The following is a 20021-nucleotide window of genomic DNA, read 5'->3' on the forward strand; positions in this document are numbered from 1 at the left end:
AGTTAAACAGCCTGTCGTCGTCGGGACGACGTATCAATCCCCATCGCTTCCCGGTATTTAGCTACTGTTCGCCGTGAAATATGAATATCCTGATCCTTCAAAAGCGCCGCAATCTGCTGGTCTGAGAGTGGGGTGCCCCCATTTTCGCGCTCAATGAGATGTTTAATGGAGAGCTTCACCGCTTCCGAGGTTATTCCATCACCAGAACTTTTTGAAACCCTTGAGTTAAAAAAGAATTTGAGTTCGAACAACCCGCGGGGTGTTTGAACATATTTGCTTGTTGTAACGCGTGAGACGGTTGATTCGTGCATCTGGATCTCGTCTGCAATATCACGAAGAATCATCGGTTTCAGATGAGAGATTCCTTTTTCGAAGAAATCTTTTTGAAATTTTACAATCGCCTGCGTAACCTTATAAAGGGTGCGCTGACGCTGATGAATACTCCGTATCAGCCACATGGCGGAGCGGAGTTTATCCTGTACATATTCCTTGGCTGCTGTCGGCATGCTATTCTGCATCAGGGCGTTTCTGTAAAAGGAACTGACCTGCAGTTTGGGCAGTCCATCGTCATTTAGAAGAACGACGTACTCCGTCCCGACTTTTTCAACAAACACGTCCGGAATAATGTAGTTGGGAGTCTCTCCGCCGAACGGCCGGCCCGGTTTTGGTTCCAGGGTGCCGACGATGTGGGCCAGCTCCCTCAGACGATCCATGGAGATATTCAGTTCCTTGGCAATAAGGTGATAATTTCTTTTTTCAAGATTCGTCAGGTGGTGTTCAATCAAGGTCTTCAGAAGAGTGTGATCTTTTTCAAATGGTCGGATCTGCAAGAGAAGACATTCGACAAGGTCTCGTGCCCCGACTCCGGTGGGATCAAACTCCTGGACCATTTTGAGAATGAATTGGACCTGTTCCTCTGAACAGTTATTCGACTTGGCCATTTCAGCGGTATTCCCCTGAAAATAGCCGTCGTCGTTAATGTTGGAGATGATCTCTTCGGCGATCAGCGCCTCTTCGTGTGACATGTCCGAGAGATGCAACTGCCATAAAAGATGATCCTGCAGATTACGGATAGGAGAAGACTTGTTTTCGTACGAGGGAGGTTCATCGGACATTTCATGACGGCCTATCCCTCCTTCTGGTTCGGCTGCATTATAAGTCCCAAGATAATTCTCCCAGTCAAAATTGGTTGGTTCCTTGAGTTCGCCGTCTTTGGTACCGACCTCGGCGGTTTTTTGCTCCTTGTCGTGCACCTCATGCGTCAGGGTCATTGGCTCCGTAACAGAAACCTCCTCAGCCTCTTCCTTGCCCGGTTCCTCGGTCTCCTCCAGAACAGGGTTCTCCATGAGTTCGTGCTGAACAAGATTTTGAAGATCAAGGCGCGAAAGTTGAAGAAGTTTAATCGCCTGCTGTAACTGAGGTGTGATGACCAGCTGCTGGGCCAGTCGGAGCGTCTGCTTGATTTCGAGCGCCATGTGATGTTGCTCTCAATACTTGTGCGAGACAGCTAAATAATAAAACTTTGAGAGGAGGGAGTCAAGAAATCGATCTGAAAAATTAGAAACTTTCAGCGAGGGGAGACAGAATGCTTTTTCGTCTTGACTTTTAAGAGCTGCTTCTCAGGGCTTTTTCGGTCAGCAACAACCGCTTTTTCCTTTTGGTTCGTCCAGAGAAGGCGTGCCTGACAGGCGCATGCGGCCCTCAGAAATTCACGAAAAAGAGGGTGAGGGTGTTGTGGGCGTGATTGAAACTCCGGATGGAACTGGCATCCGAGAAACCAGGGATGTTTCTTGATCTCAACGATTTCAACAAGAGGTCCTTGAGGGCAGATCCCGGAAACGGTCAGTCCCTTGGACGCAAGCCTCTCCTGATAGTGGTTGTTAAATTCAAAGCGGTGACGGTGACGTTCAGAGATTGTTCTCTCCCCGTAGGCGGAGAGGGCGAGAGAATCTTTCTCTAGTTGGCAGGGGTAGCTTCCCAACCTCATGGAGCCCCCCTTCATGACAACCGCCTTCTGTTCCTCCATAAGATCGATCACGGGATGAGGGGTCTCCTTGTCAAATTCGGTGGAGTTGGCATTTTTAAGCCCGCAGGCATTTCGTGCAAATTCAATAGTCGCCACCTGCATCCCCAGGCAGATTCCAAAGAACGGGATCTTGTTCTCCCTCGCATATTGAACGGCTTTAATCTTGCCTTCAATTCCACGATTTCCAAATCCACCCGGAACCAGGACGCCATGAACATCATCAAAGAATTCGCTTAAACTTTCGGCCGTTTCCAGTTGCTCTGAATCGATGAATTTCAAACGGACATTGGCCTGATTTGCAAAGCCGCCGTGTCGGATCGCCTCATTCAAACTTTTATAGGCATCTGTGAGGTGAACATATTTCCCGACAACCCCGATTGTGACTTCCTGTTTCGAACCTTTGATCTGCCGAACAAGGCCTTGCCAACCGGAAAGTTCGGGGGCTCGTGTCCAGATATTCAGGAGCTCGACAATTTTGTCGTCGAGTCCTTCCTCATGGAGGAAGAGGGGGACCTCGTAGATACTCTCGACATCACGGGCCGTCATCACACATTCGGGCGGCAGATTACAGAAGAGGGCGATCTTTGACTTAAGATCCTTGGGTAAGGTGCGATCTGTACGACAAAGAAGGATGTCCGGTTGAATACCGATCTCACGCAGCTTGCCGACGCTATGCTGGGTCGGTTTGGTCTTGAGCTCTCCCGCCGTTGGGATGAAAGGGACAAGCGTCAAATGGACATAGAGCACATTTTCACGTCCGACATCTGCACGAAATTGCCGGATTGCCTCGAGGAATGGAAGGCTTTCGATATCTCCAACAGTCCCTCCTACCTCGACGATCACGAGGTCCACCCCATCGGCAACCCGCATGATGGCCCCCTTGATTTCGTCAGTAATGTGCGGAATCACCTGGACGGTACGACCGAGGTAATCGCCCTTCCGTTCCTTTCGAATGACGGAGTCGTAGATCTTTCCGGTTGTGACATTATTCTTCCGACCCATTTTGGCCGAGGTGAAACGTTCGTAGTGGCCGAGATCTAAATCCGTTTCCGCGCCATCTTCAGTCACGAAGACCTCTCCATGCTGAAAGGGACTCATCGTGCCGGGGTCAACATTGATATAAGGATCGAGCTTCTGGAGTGTAATTTTAAGGCCGCGTGCCTCGAGAAGGGCACCGATTGATGCCGAGGCAAGACCCTTTCCCAGGGAACTGACGACCCCACCGGTGACAAAGATAAATTTCGTCTTCACGATGGTCTTTTCCAGTAACGCCAAAAAAATAAAGGTGCAACTTAAATTGTTGTTTAATTGAGGCCTAATTCCCCAAGCCGATTTCCTCGAATGCCTCCTGCCAAGGACAAACCAGGACGTTGCCCACCTTTCTCTTTCGTGGTTCGCGGCAGAGGCACAGCGCCTCGCTATTTTTTACCCCATCGGCAAGAGTCCGAATCGGTCGAAGATCCGAATCTTTTACATGTTCCGATGACTTGATTTCTACGAAGAGAAGAGGTTTGCCGGGCCGTTCGATAACGAGATCAATCTCGATGTCGTGAGTTCCAAAATAGGAAAAAGAAAAGTCGGCTTGACGATAGGCATTCTGTCGAATGATTTCGAGAATCCAAAAATGTTCAAAGGCTCGGCCATATTCCGGAGTTCCTGGTATTATGTCCAGAGTGAGTTGATTGACTAGCGCACGTTTGACTCCCGGGTCGAAGAGATAAAACTTAGGATGGGTTTTCTGTCTTTTTCTTAAAGAACGTGAGTAGGCGGGGAGAAAAAATCCGATGAGAGTGTCCTCTAAAATTTCGAAATAGGAGCGAATTGTCTTCGCGTCTGTTCCAACATCCTGCGCGAGATTAGACCATGACAGGATGTTACCATTTTCTGACGCCGCGAGCGGAAGAAATTTTCGGAAGGCCGGGAGATTTCGGATCAAACCCTCCATTTGGATTTCTTCTTTTAGATAAGTTTCAATGTATGCCCGCAGATATTTTTTCTTATCTTCCGGATTAGTCAAGGAAAAGAGTTTAGGAAGGGTTCCGAAGAGAAGGGCCTCTTGAAGATTAAATCGATTCTCCAGTTCAGGAGTCGTCAGGGGATGAAGGGTATAAGTGAAGGCGCGTCCTGCAAGAAGGTTGGCCTGCCCCCGTTTCAATTTACGGGCGCTGGAGCCGGTTAATGCAAAATGGCGATTTGGATTACCTTCAATCTGTCGGTGAACCTCATCTAGGAGAAAGGGGGCTTTTTGAACCTCATCAACAACCACCCAACGAATTTTGGGTGGCAGCCCCTCGACCAGTTCTGTAAATTCCTTTGGTCTGTTGAGGAGGCGGGTCTCCAGGTCAAAATCGAGGAGATCGATGAAATAGCTTTCGTCAGGCGGTAAAACGGACTTTAATAAGGTCGATTTGCCGACTCCACGAGGCCCGAATAGAAAAAAAGAATAGTTATTTTGAATGGCACCTTGAATATTATGGGACTGTTGAAAAATGCCATCTGCTGCGTTCCCCTCGTCGCCGGCTCCTCGACGTACCCTCAAGTACGCCTGCGTCGCGGCTCCTGGGGTGCCTTGCAGCTGGGCATTTTTGAACAGTCCCCAAAAGCCATTTTTCAACACACCCATTATATCCCTTGCAAAAGGCGTTCATTACTTCGCCACCTTTTTGATGGTGGAGGGGCCGGGAGTTTGTTGACTGCCAGAAGATTCTACAAAGAACATACTGTCGCCAACAAAGTTCGACCACCTTAGTGATCCCGTGAGGCCGCTCGCATGTGTCGTACAGGTCGATCCGGAGGTGGCACATTTCATGATCGATCTTCCGTCCGACGATAGTAGGCTAAAATATAGAAATCCCCCCGAGAGGCCAAGTCCCCCAACAGATGCGGAGGAGTTTGAGAGATAGGTCGTCGTCGTCCCCCCGCCAACCGGTTTGCAGGAGGCTGCCCTGTCCGACCCCGTATCCGATCCCTCCGTCCAGCAGAAGGTTGTTCCGTCTGAGGCAATAGCTTGTATTTGAGAGGAGGTTGTTGCCAGGAGGGTCGGGCTCCCGCCTGAGGTCGAGATCTGACTGACTCGTGTAAATTGACCATTAACGAGGGTGTGATCAAAAAAGAGCGTCGAGCCGGAGAGACCATCGCTGCGAATGAGAGGAGTAGACAGGTTTGTCAACGAGAGTCCGCTACTGATCGCCGTGTCATCTCCATTGACCGTAGTGACAGGCACGCTGTAGATCTGTCCCATCGGCTCGCCTGCATTCCCCCAGTAGAAGTTTGTCCCATCGTTGACAAAGCCGTTTGACATCCCGAGATGTTCGTTCGTTCCCGTTACGACCGTTGTGATGGCGCCGCCTGTTTTCGAGATACAATAGATCGTACCGGTATTGAATAGTACCCAACAGGCCTTTGTTCCGGTGAGCGAGAGGGCCTTTGGTTTGTTGAGACCGGTGACGAGGCAGGAAGAGGAGCTCCCATCGAGTGAGACCTTGCAGAGGGCACCATCAGTCGTCGACAGTATGTTTGAAATATAATAACAGTTGCTTGTGTCACAGGAGAGAGCGCCGGCATTGGTGATGCCAGAGAGGAGTGTTGTAAAGGCTGAACTTGTCTGACTCGATCCACCTCCCCCGGCTACACTGTTCCCCGAGGTGTAACAGTCCCTTGGATCGGTTCTGTTTCTTATGGCCTGATCCAGGCAACTTTGCACAGAGGCCTGTCCAATCGTTGCGGCCGTCGGGATAAATTGATCCAGTGTTGAGGCCGTGAAGGTACAGGTTGAACAGGCGGCGACCGCCTCGATGGCCGCACCAACCTGCTCAAAGATCTTCGTGTCAAATCCGCCTCCGCTCCCCTTGAAATAATTAAGCCCCTTTGCATCGATCGTCTGTTTCATGTGCTGGAACTCATCCCGACAATCACTCACGCTTGTTCCACAATTGATCCCGCCATTGACAACGGAATAATACGTCGCCTCGATGGACGAACTGTCGCACGAGTCCTCTCCGGTACAAGCAGTCTCCCATGCGCCACTGTACTGCTCCACCATTGCACCCGTCTTGATTGCATCGTAGAGCTCTCCATTCGCCTCAAATTGGTCAAGCACCCCCTTGAGTAACGTAAATGCCCTCGGGTCGTTGAATTTGGACGGATCATCATGTACGAGCAGCGTTTTCATCGTGTTCTCAAGATCGGTCAGATCTTCAAACTGGTCCGCCACATCGAGAAAATGCTCCCTCACCACCTCCTTCACCTGTTTGAAACCGGTTACAAAGGTCGAATAGTCATCAAAGGTTGATTGATCGACCCCCAAAGTCGTCGCTGCCTTTGAGGCAACGGTCTCTAACGAGGTGAGATCCCCCTTCAATACGGCTTGGATAAACTCAAACGGCTTCGTATATCCGACCTGATCCGCCTTTCCTCCCCCAGCAAAAAAGGCCGTAATGAGCCCCTTGATCTTGCCGACGGACGCCTGGTTTGACTCACCGGTCAGATCGGATACCTCCCAGATCGCCTTCGCCGCTTTATATAAATTTTCAATATCCAGACCTGACTTCGTGATCGCCACTCGGTAATTGCTCCCCCATCCCTGATACCCCTCAATCTCTGTGGCCATCGCTTGGGAGGCGAGTGTCGTTGTTGGGTCCGAGGTCCCCATATCAATCGAGGTTGTCTTTCCTTCTGTGATTTCAACCTTGAGATAGGTCTCTGACGGGGCCCCGTTACAATCGGACGACAAGATCAGATCCTGGGAATAGGATGTGGAACTTGTAGAGACGTCCGAGGGGCGGATGAGGTCGTAGCTTGAGGCGTCGAGTGTTACCTGACCTGTAGATGTGATCTCCCCCGTAGCGATCTGCACCCCATCAAGGGTATAGAGGGTTGCTGTTCCGCCGGTGCAGGCAGCGGTTGAGACGGCCGATTTGGTACCGGAGAGTGTCAGAGAGGAGCTGCTCGAGGCGGGGATCTCTACGGAGGCGGAGACAGTTAAGACAGCACTTGGCTGTGTGACGGCTGTGACTACCTCTCCCCCATCGCCGCTACCACAACCAACGATCGTGGTGAGCAAGAGAAGAAAAGAGACTGCACACCAACGCCTCATGAATCCCCCTTACCCGAATGAAGAAAACTTCCCGCTTAGGTAGAGCATATTCTATGCCAATTATCTAAAAAATAAAGGGATTGAAATGAATCATCTTTTCTTATGGTGGGGGGGGGGGGGGGGGGGGGGGGTAAATTTTTCCAACAAGTTCAATAAGCTTCTTCAGGAATTTCGCGAAGTCATCCGTCAGTTTATCCGCCTCCGCCAGAAAACCCTGCCGTCTCGCGGCGGGGAGCTTCATTTCAAACCTGTTTGCCTCCGTCCAAATCTTTGCCGACCTGAACGGTAATCGTCGTCTCGATCCTGAGGAGTTTGTTCGCGAGTAACGTATTACCGCTCATGGATGATCAGTGATTTTCCAGTCAGTCCCAGATGCCGGTCAGTAGACCAGCATTGATCCGTTTTTTGCTTTGTCATCAACCAGAGACCGGTAGTGTCTGCCAAGGTTAATTCTTCATCCGAAAATCGTCTGAGATAGCGGGTTGCTTCTTGAATCTCTTTTTTTCCAACAGGATAGATGGTTAGAGGCTTCAAGGATTCGATAAAATTCATAAATTGGAGGGCACGCGTCACATCATAACGTCGGAGGAACCACCCTTGGCCCTCAGCAATAACGAGTGGAGTGGTTACCAGAGATGGCGGTTCACTGAATAACTGAAGAAAAAGCGGATGAAAGCTGTCGGAACGATCGAGGAAGGCAATGAATGCGGAGGTATCAATGTAGGCCTTAATCCTTGTGGCCATAGATGAGTTCGTCAATCTTTTGGCTTGCCTCGGAATCGCCGGAGGAAACCAGTCCCGCGAAGCGCATCCAGGGTTTTCCGGTCTTGGCAGGGAGGAGGTGGCGCAGCGAACGTCTTAAAAGCTCGGCCAATGACAGACCGAGCCGCCTCGCCTCTTTTTTCGCCCAGGAGTACTCCTCCGGCTCAAGACTGATCTGTGTTCGAATCATGATAACAAATTATATAAAAACGTTATCACCTGTCAAGCGGCATTTATTAAGCGGTGGTTGACACCTACCTCTCGAAAAACTCAACAATCTCTTTATGATTCGAACGGGCATCTTCGAAGCCGAGTTCGATCAGTTTTTTTAAGTATTCCGGAATGAAGGCGATGTAGGAGAGAAAGTCAACGCCACCGGAGGGGTCGATATCCAGAAAACGGACTAGGAACTTCTCAAAATTGCTGAAATACTGGTCACGATGCTTTCGGAAGGCGTGGTCGAAGATATCACCGATAATCTCGCTCGGCCGGATTCGAAGTACCCTGAGCCGCTTCAGTCCCCGGTCAGCCACATCACCACGGATCTCCTTCCGGCGAAGCATCTGATTTAAATCTTCCAGATAGTTTTCTCCGTACAGCTCTTCACTCCAGTCGATGATCCGGTTGATCCGTTCGAGCTGCTCTAGGTCGTATTGGGTCCGGTCGAGGAAGATCGAGTTCATGACGCGGCCAAGGACCTGCCCCATCGATGGCGGGACGCCTTTCTTGCCGATCGAGGGGATCTTCTCCCCCGGTTTGGCGCGGTGATGAAGCCCGATGATAAAAAGTGAGTCGGCCCCGAGCTGAATGGCGGGGGACATTGGGGTGTTCAGTCGAAGACCCCCGTCGGTGTAGGGAATTCCATCCACATCGACTGTCGGAAAGATAATCGGAATCGCCGCGGAGGCCATTGTGTGAATCGGCCTGATCTTTGTGAAATGGGTGATGTAGCTTCCTGAGTACTCGACGTCATCCCTCTTCTGTATGAAGAGCTCGAGGCGGCCGGTGAAGACGTTAGTGGCGGAGATCGAAAGGGCCTGGACAAGCCCCGCCTTGATATTTCGTGTGATCTGTTTCCAATCGATCTCCTGTTCCATAAAAGGAAGGAAGGGAGAGGTGTCCAGAAATCCGCGAAAGTGCGGAATGCCGGTCTGATTGCGGCGAATGAAATTCATGAGGAGTCCGCGCCCCCCTTTTCTTAAAAAATCGAGGAGGGCGATCGTCTGCCGGCGGTAGATCCTGTCGGGTGTCAGCTTTGACCAGACTTCATGAATTCTTCTCCCCTGTAATTCGAGATCATGGGCTGAACTGGCCATAAAGGAGGAGTTAATGGCGCCAACGGAGGAGCCACATTGAATATCGAAAGAATGGTTTCGTATCTTTGGCGGAAGCATCGTTCGTAAATAATGAATGATGCCGGCCTCATAAGCACCGCGGGCGCCTCCACCGGAGAGGACAAGTGCCGTCTTCCTGGTCTGGTCTTTTTTCACAGCCGAACCTATTATACCGGAGATTCAATTTATTGAAAACATTATTGTTTTCTTTGTTTTTATCAGGGGCTTCAGAAGACTTGATTGAGGAGCCAGCCGATCAAGAAAACTTGAGGGAGGGCGACTCCCACCATCCAGAGGGCGGTTCGCCATCCAAGATTCGTTCCAACGAGCCCCACCTCCGTATAATCGGTGACGAAACCACCCATCAAAAAGGCAAAGGTGTTTCCGAGGGCACCGGTATTTTTATAAATCTCAAAGGCGAGAGGAGCCGATCCTTCGGAACATATTTCGATGACGGTAGCCGCTACCAGGGTCAGGAGCAAACCGGTCACGGTTCGTCCCAGGTAGTTATTAAAGAAGGTGGGAGGGACAAAGGCGCCGATCAGACTGGCGAGCGTTATCCCAATCAGCAGCCACCAGAGGATCATGTTGGCGAGGCTCCAGGAGCCGTGCAGGATCAGAACAAGGTCGCTCCCTATCTTCTTTAAGGGCGCGTGAAGATAGACCGCCCTGTTCCGGTTCCATCGTCTCTTGAGGTCATTCCCGATTGAGAAATCTGAGTCGACGGTTAACGTATTCTTGTTTTTTTCAATCAGCCCTGCTCGATCGAGGGCCAAGAAAATGAATCCCGTGACGATTGAGACTAAGATGGCAGAGAGGATGATCAAAAATCCGTTGATCTTGAAAAGGCTCACGAGAAGCAGGGTGACGGGAAGATTCGCCCAGGGGCTTCCCAGGAGAAAACTGATGATCGCCGGGCCGGAGGCCCCCTTTTTGTGAAGTTGCATCGCAATGGCCAGAATTCCATGACTGCAGGCGCTTAGGATCAGGCCGAGACCTGCAGAATAAATAATGGTCCGTTTGGAAGGATGTGCCAGGATTTTTGAAATGTATCTCGAGGGGATGTATCGGTCGATTAGGCCGGCCAGCAAGAACCCCAGAAGGAGGGCCCACCAGGTCAGGCGCACATAATGAAGAAACGATTGCTGGAATGGCTTAAGGAGAGGAAAGATCCAGCCGGATACAAACAGGCCGCCTGAGGCCAGCGAGGCCAGAATCAGCCTGTTTTTATACCAGGCCCTTTTTCGAGGTTCATCACAGCAGGAGTGATCGGACTCTAGGCCCATTTAATGGAGCATCCAATCGGGTGTGATTCGGGATGTGAGACCGCTTTGACCGACAGGAGTGCCAGAACGGCATCCCGCAGGTAATGTCTCGTCGCCTTTTTGGGATTTTCGTAGTTGTCATCAATCCTTCCGTGAAAACGGAGGAGGCGTTTCTCATCAAAGACAAAAATCTCGGGCGTACAGGCGGCATCATACGCTTTTGCAATTTTCTGTGTCTCATCTCGGAGATAAGGAAAGTTGTAGTGCAGTTCTTTGGATCGAATAATCATCTTTTCCAGACTATCTTCAGGATAATTTTTTGTATCGTTTGAATTGATCGCTATCAATTGAACCCCTTTGTCTGCGTAATCTTTCTGGATGGTGATCATCCTTCCCTCATAAGCCTGAACGTAGGGGCAATGGTTGCAGGTGAACATGACGACTAAGATTTTCTTGTCCTTAAAGGAAGCGAGGGAATAAATCCTCCCGTCAACACCGACCAAGGAGAAATCAGGGGCCGGATCTCCAAATTTCAGCTTGGGGGCATTTTGGGTGATCAGAACCATGACAGCCATTTACGATCGAAACTTAGCAACGGTCAAGAATTCGTTACGATCTACCCTGTATTCAAGGAGGGGATCATGCTGACACCGGTGTCCGGAAGTTCTCAAAATCCAGTTCAGGAGGTCTCGGAGCGGCGGGATTTGCACCTACCGTTTGCGCTGCAGCGGAGAACAGGTTTTGATCCAACACGATGGTATCTCCTGACGGCGGGGGTTTCCCTCTCCGTACCTCTCGTCATGATGGCTCTGCCAGCAGTCCGAAGGGCACTATCGGCGGAGAGTGAGGTGCTCAAGGCGGCGCTTGGAAAGATCAAACCAACACAGATTGGCGAAGATGTTACTTATCTTGCCTCCGACGCACTGAAGGGGAGGGGAACACCGAGTGAAGGACTTACTTTGGCCGGCAAGCATGTTGTCGATAGAATAAAGGCGCATGGCTGGCAGCCCGGAGGGCCCGGAGGGAGCTATGAACACAAATATACCTTGCTCCGAGCCAAGCTGGATCGGCAAAAAACAGGCCTTACGTTTGGTATCGGGGGGTCAAAACGGAGTTTAGTATTTGGGGATGATTACTTCTACGGCTCTCTCTCCTCCCGGGGGGCTTCTGATATCGACCTCCCGGATGCCGGCACTCTGGTCTTTGGTGGTTCCGGACGGGCGGAGGATCTGGCCGCCGTGGATGCGACGGGAAAATGGCTCGTTTGTCGTGATTCCGGGCTTCCTGCTTCGATCCGGCGAGAGAATGCGATTGCAAAAGGGGCCCGAGGAATTATTTTGCTTCCCCCGGAAGGGCGGCTGTCCAGCCGCTATCTCCGGAGATTGCAAAGCCGACTAGCCCTGGCGAAGGAAAAGGGTGAGGTTCTTTCTTCACCGGACCATACCATTGATGAAATTGTTTTGTCTCCCAAGGCGGCGAAGCGCCTCCTTGATCGTCTTCATGGCGGCTCCCGTTCGTCATCGAGACTGAGTCTCGGACGCCCCCTCACCGCCGGGCGTCATCCTGTTCGGGTTGAGGTCACCCAAACGAGTCCCGTCGGTCTTGAGGGTGTCACGAGGGAAGAGGCGTCGAACTTTGTCGGCTTTTTCCCTGGCAAGGATCCTGAACGCTCCAAAGAGGTGATCATCATTTCGGCCCACCTCGATCATTTGGGAGAGCGATGGGGGAAGATCTATCCTGGTGCCGATGACAATGCCTCGGGGAGCTCCGCACTGCTGGCCCTTGCCGAGGCGATTCCGGCGCTTCAGCACGAACATTCTGTCTTGCTGATCTGGACGACCGGGGAGGAATTAGGTCTCCTCGGTTCGGAGGCCTGGGTGAGAAACCCATGGTTGCCTGCGGGGACCCGTCCCTGGGCCAATATCAATATCGATATGGTTGGCAGAAATGCAGCCGAGGAACTCCTCGTCACGCCGACATCAAGGCTGGGTCAATATTACAATGGGATTGTGAGGCGGATCGAACGACATGCGCCCGCTGAAGGGATTACTACGTTGAAGAGTGGGGACGAGTACTGGACACGATCGGATCAGTATAACTTCGCCAGTATTCTCAAAATTCCCGCTGCCTTTATTACCAACGATACACATCCCGATTATCATCGTACGACAGACATCGCCTCAAAAATCAAGCCGGAAACGATCGCCCGACGAACCCGCCTGATCGTAAGGGTGCTCGATGATTTGAGAGGATCGTTGGACTAAGTCCTTCGATGTGCCCGGGACAGGACTCGAACCTGCACAGCCTTGCGGCTACTAGCTCCTGAAGCTAGCGCGTCTACCAATTCCGCCACCCGGGCCCGTTCGACTCTACCTAAACATCTTCCTCGTCGTCCCGTTTATTGAAGCCCCCGTTTCCTCCGCCTCCCTCTTCCTCTTCATCCACCTCTTCAAGGCCGGAGTCGTCAAAGATCTCTTCACCACAAACGGGACAAACGGAATCTCCTCCCGTATACCCCCCACAGTGAGGACAATAATCGTCCATCATGTCGTCGTCATCTTCGCGTCTTGTGAACATCATAAATAGGTCCTCCTCTCTCTTCCCCAGTGAAATAGGATTGCCTAAAGCCTTCCCGATATGCCATGGCAGGAGGCGTGAAATCAATCTCTTTTGCGGAAGGAATCGAACGGATTATTCAAGAGTTTGAGCTTCCTGTTGAATTTAAGCGACAGACGCTTCGTGAGGCGGAACATTTGCAACAGGTGGGCCTCCCGAATGAGAAAAGGGAAGACTTAAGACAAGAAACCTTCATTACGATTGATGGCGAGACGGCGCGGGACTTTGACGATGCGGTTTTTTTATGTCGTCAAAAGGATGGTTCCTATCTTCTTAAGGTTTCAATAGCTGATGTGAGTCACTATGTGAGCCCAGGGTCCCACTTGGATCAAGAGGCCTACTCCAGGGGGACCAGTGTTTATTTTCCCAATCGTTGTCTGCCGATGTTTCCGGAGCCTCTCTCGAATGATCTTTGCAGTCTGGTACCGAATCAGGATCGTCTGACGATGACAGCGGAAATGCATTTTGACTCCGAAGGGCATCTTCGAAAAAAACGTTTTTATCCTTCCATCATTCATAGTGTGGCACGGCTGACCTACCGCCAGGTTCATGAGATTCTGATAACAAAATCCCCTTTGTTACGGGAGCGATTCAGGTTGGTTGTGCCGATGCTGGAAGAGATGGTCGAATTATTTGAGGCCTTGCGCAAAAGCCGGATTAAGAGAGGCAGCCTCGATTTTGATCTCCCGGAACCGGAAATCATTTTGGATATGGACCATGAGTCTGTTGAACAAATTATCAAGGCGGAGAGATATATCAGTCACCGGATGATTGAGGAATTCATGATTGCCGCCAATGAGGCGGTCGCCAGTTTTATAACTGAAAAAAAGGTTTCAACATTGTACCGAATCCATGAGGCAAAGAACTCGGAAAAAATATCGGCCTTGAAGATATTGCTCCATAATTTGGGTCTTGCCCTTCCGGCGCAAAAGCAGTTGAGACCTCTCGATCTCGCCAAGGTGGTCAGGGCGGTTCAGGGGAAACCTTATGAGAAACTGGTCAACACCGTTTTGCTTCGTGCCTTGGGGAGGGCGGTGTATGATTCACAAAATCGTGGGCATTTTGGGCTTGCCTCTTCTTGCTATACCCATTTTACCTCACCCATTCGCCGTTACCCTGATTTAGTGGTTCATCGTATCCTGAAATCAGTGCTTAAAATGGTTCCTCAGAATGATGATTTGGCCGTTTTGCACTCTGAACGCCATTTGAGGAGTGTCGCTGAACATTGCTCAGAGAGAGAGCGATGGGGGATGAAGTCGGAGTGGGCGAGTCGTGATTTGGCGGGTGCTTTCTTCATGAAAGACAAGGTGGGAGAGAGATTTATGGGAATTATTGCCGGTGTTTCAAAGGCGGGACTTTATGTGGAACTTTTGGGCTACTTTATTGAAGGGTTGGTTCCGATGAGAAATTTGAAGGATGATTATTATGTTTTTCGTGAGAAGCAGGATGAGATCGTCGGCAGGCGAAACAAGAAGAAGTACCGCTTGGGGGACCCCGTATCGGTTCGGGTAGAAAAGATCAACCTTGAGAAAAGATGGATAGATCTCTGTCTAGCAAACGACGGGCCAGCTTGAGCTCCGCGGCCTGAATTTTCTTTTTTTACCGCAATCCGCTTGACACGAACCGCCCCCAACTTTAGTATTTGTCTAGCCTCCCCTCTCTTGTGCGTGAGGGATCGGTATCGTTTAGAACCGATAGTATAAAATAGGGGCTTTTCCCTGGCTGTGGTGAGCAAGCCCGTCGTTCTGGAACGGGAAGCCTAAAGCAGCCATAAAGGTCCCACCTGGTTGAGCCAGGGTTCAAAACGTAAAGATCCACACGGCAAAGACAGGGGGGCTAAATATCATCCTCCTTGAATTAGAGGAGGATGGGATTTGGGTCCTGCGGAAGGGAAGGGATCTTGGTTTTAGATTCGCAGGGCGGTGCGTTAACAGGAGGCAGTTGTAAGGAAGAAGTGGATTTTTGGGAGACAGCGCTCATGAGATTGGTTTTTATGAAGGAATTTTCCATTAAAGATTTGTTGTCCGGTTTTTTAAGGGGTAACAACGATTCCTTTCTTGAGAGAGCGGGCTCCCTTCGGTCTTCCTCACTGTAATTTTTCTTGAACGACAAACAGGGGTTGCGCCAACACTATCTGGAGAGGCGTCTTGCCTTATCACCAGAGGAGATTAGGTCGAGAAGCCTTGCCGTTCAGAGGAGGGTGATCGGCTCCCTTTCTTTTGCTACTTTTGAAAACATCGCCTTTTATTATCCGATTCGGGGTGAGGTCGAAATCTGGTTGCTCCTTCAAGAGTTTTACAAAAGAAATGGGGGGGTGTTTTTTCCAAAGGTTGTCGAACATAACCTGGAGCTGGTCCGTTGCCACGAAGGGACTTCGTTTATCAAGGGATCGTATGGTATTCCAGAGCCACCTGACGTCTCGTCGGTTTCCGAATCAATTTTGGACTGTATTTTTGTCCCCGGCGTTGCCTTTGACCGCCAGGGTTTTCGAATTGGTTATGGGGGAGGATATTATGATGCCTTTCTCAGCCGGTTTCCTTGCCTTAAAATTGGGCTTGCCTACGATTTTCAACTAATCGATCGGCTTCCGGTTCATGAGGGGGATGTTCCTTGTGACGGGGTCGTTAGTGAATCTGAAATAATTGGGAGGGTTCTATGATTTCTATATGGATTCTTGTGGGAGGTGCTGGACTCGGTTTGGTCATCGGATTTTTGGTTCGGCATATTCTTTCTGCAAAAGAAAAAAGCTCTGAGCAAAACAGGTTGAAGCTTCTGGCTGAAGAGGCGGAGGCGAGAGCGAGAACAATTCAGAAAGAGGCCGAAGTTTCGGCCAAAGATCTTCTTTTGAAAACTCGCTTACAGGCCGAGGAAGAATCGAAGTCACGGCGGCGTGATCTGGAGGTTCTGGAAAGAAAGGTGGGATTACATGAGGAGGAACTGGAGAGAAGACGGCGCGAGTTCGACAACCGGGAACAGGATCTTCGCCGTTTGGACCAAAGTGTCAATGAGCGGAGGGGGAAACTTGATCGATTAGAAGCGGAATATGGCCAACTCGTTGAAAAAACCAAAAAGGGTTTGGAGCAGATCGCCGGGCTCTCTTCCGAAGAGGCAAAAAAGCGACTCATGGATGAGATGATTTCCGAGGCCCGCCACGAAGCGGCACGTGAAATGAAGCGCATTGAAGATGAGGCGACTGAAAATGCCGAGAGGGAAGGGAAAAAAATTATCAGCATGGCGATTGGACGAATTGCGGGTGACTGGGTTCAGGAATCAACTACTGCAGCGGTTAAGCTCCCATCCGATGATATGAAGGGAAGGGTTATCGGGCGTGAAGGGAGAAATATTCGTACGCTTGAGGCGCTGACAGGTGTCGATTTGATTATTGATGATACTCCCGGTGCGGTGATTCTCTCCTGTCATAATCCGGTGAGGCGCGAGATTGCACGAATTACGCTTGAAAAATTACTGCAGGACGGGAGGATTCATCCGGCTCGCATTGAGGAGATTCTCAAGAAGGTAACCCAGGATGTTGAGAAGGGAATCAAGGAGGCGGGTCAACAGGCCCTTTTGGAAATGGATATTCACGGAGTGCATCCGGAAATTGCGCGGCTTCTTGGAACCTTGAAGTATCGTTACAGTTATGCCCAGAATGTTCTCCAGCATTCCATTGAGGTCGGTTTTTTCTGCGGCATGATGGGGGCGGAGCTTGGGCTCAAGCCAAAGGTTGCGCGACGGGCCGGTCTTTTGCACGACATTGGAAAGGCATTGTCTCATGAAATTGAGGGATCTCATGCGGTGATTGGGGGAGAGTTTGCCAAAAAGTATGGAGAACTACCTGAGGTCGTTCATGGTATCTGGGCTCATCATGAAGACATTCCTCAGGAGTCCGTGCTTGATCATCTTGTTGAGGCGGCGGATGCGCTCTCAGGGGCCCGTCCAGGGGCCCGGATGGAACAGGCCGAGGCCTACGTCAAGCGGCTGGAGGATCTGGAAACGATTGCTTACTCGTTTGAAAATGTGGAAAAGGCATACGCGATTCAGGCGGGACGTGAGCTTCGGGTTATGGTGGAACCCGACAAGATTTCCGATGATGGAGCCGTCTGGCTTTGCAAGGATATTAGTAAACGGATTGAAAAGGAGTTGACCTATCCAGGCCAGATACGCGTTATGGTGATTCGGGAGAAGCGTGCCGTGGAGTTCGCAAAATAACATGAAAGTGCTTTTTATTGGTGATGTTTTTGGCGAACCCGGTCGGCGTGCCATCAAACAACTTCTTCCGCCTCTTCGAAAAGAATATGGAATCGACTTTGTCATTGCCAATGTCGAAAATGCCGCTCATGGAAAAGGGGTGACCCCAAAAATTATTGAAGAGCTCCAAGAGGCAGGGGTCGGGGCATTTACTTCGGGAAATCACATTTGGGACAACAGGGAGATCATCCCCTATATCAAGGAATCAAAGGTGCTGATTCGGCCGGCCAATTATCTTCCTACAAATCCGGGTCGTGGGTCGCTCTGTTTTGATGTTTACTGTGGCGTGAAACTGGTCATTATTAATCTGGAAGGCCAGCGTCTTATGGGGAATGGTGTCTCATCTCCTTTTCAGGTTGTTGATGGAGAACTTGAGAAATGGAAGGGGAGGGCTGATCTTGTGATTGTGGATATTCATGCTGAGGCGACCAGCGAGAAGAGGGGTATGGGATGGTATCTTGATGGACGCGTTGCGGCCGTTGTTGGGACCCATACACATGTTCCAACAGCCGATGAGGAAGTTCTTCCAAAGGGTACGGCCTACATTACGGATATCGGGATGACGGGTCCCTATGCCTCTGTCATCGGTTTAAAGAAAGAAGTTGCCTTGGAAAAGTTTGTGAAACAGATGCCAGCCACTTTTGAGATGGCCACGGAGGATATCCGCCTCTATGCCGTGCTGTTGGAGCTTGAAGAACGGACAGGTATTGCGAGAAAGATCACACGGGTGGAAAGGCGACTCAAATGACAAAGAAGGTGGAGGAGCAGATTCGAGAGTTGAGGAGGGGAGTTGTTGAGATCCACTCGGAAGAGGAGCTGATCCAAAAACTTGAGAGAGGAAAACCACTCAGGGTCAAGGCTGGTTTCGATCCAACGGCCCCTGATCTTCATTTGGGGCACACGGTTTTGATGCAGAAACTTAGGCAGTTTCAGGATCTTGGTCACCAGGTGATTTTTTTGGTGGGAGATTTTACGGCGCAAATCGGAGATCCGTCCGGACGTTCCGAGTCGCGTCCGATGTTGTCAGAAGCACAAATCAAGGACAATGCAAAAACCTATCTCGATCAGGTCTCCAGGATTCTCAATATCCAGAAAACGGAGGTGCGCTACAACTCCGAGTGGCTTTCCCGGATGTCTGTTCTGGAGTTTGCAAGACTAGGAGCGATGCAAACGGTCGCCAGAATGCTGGAGAGAGATGATTTTAAGAAGAGGATCAGGGCCGGTCAGGATGTGAGTCTTCTCGAATTTTATTACCCGCTCATGCAGGCGCAGGATTCAGTTGTTCTCAAGGCCGATGTTGAATTAGGGGGGACTGATCAGCTGTTTAACCTCCTCATGGGAAGAACAATTCAGAAAAGATCCGGTCAAGAGCCACAGGTGGTGATGACCCTTCCGCTTCTTGTTGGTACCGATGGGACACAGAAAATGAGTAAAAGTTATGGAAACGCAATTGGCATCAACGAAACTCCGACAGAGATGTTCGGAAAGCTGATGTCGATCACCGATGAACTGATGTGGAACTATTATGAATTACTTTCCTGTCTCTCTCTGGATCAGATCGAGACATTGCGGAAATCCGTGAAGGGTGGAAGCGTTCATCCAAAAGAGGCCAAGGGAAGGTTGGCAGAGGAAATTGTCGCTCGTTTTCATGGTCATGCGTTGGCACAAAAGGCAGCCGAAGAGTTTGAAAAGGTATTTGGGCAAAAGGGGAAACCGGATGAGATTGAGGAAATTTCTCTAACTTCTGAAGGGAGTGAGAGGCCGGTCGCTTCGTTAATGTTAGAGGCCGGTCTTGCGTCAAGCAAGTCGGAGGCGCGCCGACTGATCCAGCAAAATGCAGTGATGATTGATGACAAGAAATTCTCGGACCCTTTGGGGAGTATTAAATCCCAAGGATCCTATCTCTTTCAGATAGGCAAAAGGCGTTTTAAAAAACTTAGATTTGTTTAGAAATCGCAAATAATTCTGGATGGACGATCTCTTGTTGACAGACAATAACTCCTGAGTATAATTCGACATTCTTGGGTTGTCCGGTTGGGGGGTTTTCTGCTCTGACTATTCTTAAGGTCAGCAGACCAGAAGTCGTTGACATTCAAGATTTTTTTCTGATAGACGATGCCGCCCTTGGCATTAGATCGCTCTTTGAAAACTAAATAGACATGAATCAGTTGGAACTCGTTAGTTTCTTTTGAAAACTAAAGTCCTTTTGGCCTTCATCCTTAAAATGCGAACCTAAAAGTGAGCGTTGCTTGGGTTGGGGGCTGAAGGGGACAGTTAATAATTTAACTGGAGAGTTTGATTCTGGCTCAGAACGAACGCTGGCGGCGTGCCTAACACATGCAAGTCGTGCGAGATAGTCGTAGCAATACGACGTGTAAAGCGGCGCACGGGTGAGTAATACGTGGGTAACCTGCCCTTAAGATCGGGACAACCTGCCGAAAGGCGGGCTAATACCGGATAAGACCACAATCTGTTCGCAGATAGGGGTCAAAGATGGCCTCTGCATGCAAGCTATCACTTAAGGAGGGGCCCGCGGCCTATCAGCTAGTTGGTGGGGTAACGGCCCACCAAGGCGATGACGGGTAGCTGGTCTGAGAGGACGATCAGCCACACTGGAACTGAAACACGGTCCAGACTCCTACGGGAGGCAGCAGTGGGGAATATTGGACAATGGG

16 protein-coding genes, 1 tRNA gene, 1 rRNA gene and 1 other RNA gene are annotated in these 20021 nt (G+C 50.3%); 8 read left to right on the plus strand and 11 right to left on the minus strand.

Annotation, left to right across the window (positions count from 1 at the left end):
* Nucleotides 1-2: 2 nt before the first annotated feature.
* The 9 genes from rpoN to HYT77_10055 all read right to left on the minus strand — a co-directional run bounded on the left by rpoN (nt 3) and on the right by HYT77_10055 (nt 11048).
* Nucleotides 3-1475 carry an RNA polymerase factor sigma-54 gene (rpoN, locus tag HYT77_10015; protein MBI2068333.1) on the minus strand — a complete coding sequence of 491 codons (1473 nt, stop codon included), beginning with the start codon at nt 1473-1475 and terminating at the stop codon, nt 3-5.
* A gap of 92 nt (nt 1476-1567) precedes the next feature.
* On the minus strand, nt 1568-3277 hold the full coding sequence (locus tag HYT77_10020; protein ID MBI2068334.1) for a CTP synthase: 1710 nt from the start codon (nt 3275-3277) through the stop codon (nt 1568-1570).
* Nucleotides 3278-3341: 64 nt separating this feature from the next.
* A complete protein-coding gene (locus HYT77_10025; GenBank protein MBI2068335.1) occupies nt 3342-4649 on the minus strand; it encodes an ATP-binding protein in 1308 nt (435 codons plus the stop codon).
* 24 nt (nt 4650-4673) lie between these two features.
* A complete protein-coding gene (locus tag HYT77_10030; protein ID MBI2068336.1) occupies nt 4674-7121 on the minus strand; it encodes a hypothetical protein in 2448 nt (815 codons plus the stop codon).
* Between the two features lie 330 nt (nt 7122-7451).
* Complete coding sequence (locus HYT77_10035) at nt 7452-7865, minus strand: type II toxin-antitoxin system VapC family toxin (GenBank protein ID MBI2068337.1); 414 nt, start codon at nt 7863-7865, stop codon at nt 7452-7454.
* Complete coding sequence (locus tag HYT77_10040) at nt 7849-8073, minus strand: CopG family transcriptional regulator (GenBank protein MBI2068338.1); 225 nt, start codon at nt 8071-8073, stop codon at nt 7849-7851. The genes HYT77_10035 and HYT77_10040 overlap by 17 nt, the downstream gene beginning before the upstream one ends.
* Nucleotides 8074-8137: 64 nt before the next feature.
* The gene (locus HYT77_10045) at nt 8138-9373 is read right to left on the minus strand and encodes a patatin-like phospholipase family protein (protein MBI2068339.1); all 1236 of its coding nucleotides are present in this window, start codon (nt 9371-9373) and stop codon (nt 8138-8140) included.
* Between the two features lie 71 nt (nt 9374-9444).
* Entirely contained in the window at nt 9445-10503 is a 1059-nt protein-coding gene (locus tag HYT77_10050) for a permease (GenBank protein ID MBI2068340.1), read from the minus strand.
* On the minus strand, nt 10494-11048 hold the full coding sequence (locus tag HYT77_10055; GenBank protein ID MBI2068341.1) for a thioredoxin family protein: 555 nt from the start codon (nt 11046-11048) through the stop codon (nt 10494-10496). The genes HYT77_10050 and HYT77_10055 overlap by 10 nt, the downstream gene beginning before the upstream one ends.
* Before the next feature lie 75 nt (nt 11049-11123).
* Between HYT77_10055 and HYT77_10060 the strand changes: the two genes are divergently transcribed.
* Nucleotides 11124-12746, plus strand: a complete 1623-nt coding sequence (locus HYT77_10060; protein ID MBI2068342.1) for a M28 family peptidase — start codon at nt 11124-11126, stop codon at nt 12744-12746.
* A gap of 11 nt (nt 12747-12757) precedes the next feature.
* Here HYT77_10060 and HYT77_10065 read toward each other — a convergent pair.
* Nucleotides 12758-12841, minus strand: a tRNA-Leu gene (locus HYT77_10065).
* Between the two features lie 14 nt (nt 12842-12855).
* On the minus strand, nt 12856-13062 hold the full coding sequence (locus HYT77_10070) for a hypothetical protein (protein ID MBI2068343.1): 207 nt from the start codon (nt 13060-13062) through the stop codon (nt 12856-12858).
* Between the two features lie 74 nt (nt 13063-13136).
* On the opposite strand from HYT77_10070, the gene rnr reads away from it, so the two are divergent.
* From rnr to HYT77_10105, 7 genes are all read left to right on the plus strand, one after another.
* On the plus strand, nt 13137-14672 hold the full coding sequence (gene rnr, locus HYT77_10075; GenBank protein ID MBI2068344.1) for a ribonuclease R: 1536 nt from the start codon (nt 13137-13139) through the stop codon (nt 14670-14672).
* 76 nt (nt 14673-14748) lie between these two features.
* Nucleotides 14749-14936, plus strand: a non-coding RNA gene (gene ssrS, locus HYT77_10080) — 6S RNA.
* Nucleotides 14937-15199: 263 nt separating this feature from the next.
* On the plus strand, nt 15200-15757 hold the full coding sequence (locus HYT77_10085; GenBank protein MBI2068345.1) for a 5-formyltetrahydrofolate cyclo-ligase: 558 nt from the start codon (nt 15200-15202) through the stop codon (nt 15755-15757).
* Nucleotides 15754-17307: a ribonuclease Y gene (rny, locus tag HYT77_10090; protein ID MBI2068346.1), complete on the plus strand. Its 1554-nt coding sequence runs from the start codon at nt 15754-15756 to the stop codon at nt 17305-17307. Before HYT77_10085 ends, rny begins: the two co-directional genes overlap by 4 nt.
* A gap of 1 nt (nt 17308) precedes the next feature.
* Nucleotides 17309-18094, plus strand: coding sequence for a TIGR00282 family metallophosphoesterase (locus HYT77_10095; GenBank protein MBI2068347.1), 786 nt, complete (start codon nt 17309-17311; stop codon nt 18092-18094).
* Nucleotides 18091-19296, plus strand: a complete 1206-nt coding sequence (locus HYT77_10100; protein ID MBI2068348.1) for a tyrosine--tRNA ligase — start codon at nt 18091-18093, stop codon at nt 19294-19296. Before HYT77_10095 ends, HYT77_10100 begins: the two co-directional genes overlap by 4 nt.
* A gap of 331 nt (nt 19297-19627) precedes the next feature.
* Nucleotides 19628-20021 (plus strand): 16S ribosomal RNA (locus HYT77_10105); the annotation flags it as partial.

The organism is Deltaproteobacteria bacterium (assembly GCA_016180855.1).
Taxonomy (GTDB): Bacteria; UBA10199; UBA10199; order JACPAL01; family JACPAL01; genus JACPAL01.